General features: G+C 47.2%; 1 protein-coding gene. It reads right to left on the reverse strand.

Going from position 1 to position 1,095, the window contains the following annotated elements; translation table 11 throughout:
• On the reverse strand, nucleotides 1-1,024 hold a 1,024-nt coding region (locus R7Q47_RS26090; RefSeq protein ID WP_318090241.1), incomplete at its 3' end, for an MATE family efflux transporter.
• Between the last annotated feature and the right edge of the window lie 71 nt (nucleotides 1,025-1,095).

The raw sequence follows: 1,095 nt of genomic DNA on the forward strand, positions 1-1,095 counted from the left end.
GCTCAGCAATCAGTTCACGAGACAGTACTGTGATGATTGCTGTAATCGTTGCTAAAGCAAGACCAACCATAATACCGACGCGAGATGCAACGCGTGCACCGTCGACATTTTCTTCGCCCAAACGGTGACCAACGCGAATACTTACCGCAGCACCTACACTCATTGGCAACATAAATACCAACGAAGAGAAGTTAATCGCAACTTGGTGCGCCGCAACGATGATTGGGCCAAGTGGTGATACCAACAGCGCCACTACAGCAAACAGTGTCACTTCAAAGAACAGTGCCGCTGCAACAGGGAAACCCAGTTTGAACAGGCGAACTTGCGCTTTCCATTGTGGTTTATGGTATTCGCCAAACACATTGATGCTTTTTAGTCGTGATGACGTCATCACATACGCTAACAGCAACGCGAACATAACCCAATAGACGATGGTGGTTGCTACGCCACAGCCTACGCCACCCAACTCAGGCGCGCCAAATTTACCGTAAACGAAAATCCAGTTAAGCGGGATGTTCAGCAGTAAACCAATAAATCCAATCACCATCGCTGGCTTGGTTAATGACATACCATCAGTGAAGCTGCGCAGAGTTTGGAAGAGAAGAAAAGCTGGCACAGCGAAAATCACAGCATGAATGTAGCCGACGGTTTTATCTGCCATCACAGCTTCTACGTCCATCAATTGTAGAATGAACTGTGTTTGCAGTAACACACCAATGATCGGGATACTGATTAACAACGCAAGGACAACACCTTGCTGAATTTCAAATGGGATCTTTTCGCGACGCGCAGATCCGTTAAGCTGCGCCACAACAGGAACCAAAGCCATAAGCAGGCCAATACCAAACAAAATAGATGGCAGCCAAATGCTTGAAGCGACAGATACCGCAGCCATGTCAGTTGCGCTAACGCCACCTGCCATTACGGTATCGACAAAACCCATGCCCGTTTGAGCGACAGACGCGATCAATACAGGGGTAGCCAATTTAATTAGACTCGATGCTTCTTCTTTATAGCGATGCACGAAAAATACTCCAGAGCGGAACAATAAGATTGAAAGAAAGGGAGTGCTCGAGGACAAAAGATGTGATGAAC

The organism is Vibrio sp. Vb0349 (assembly GCF_033338975.1).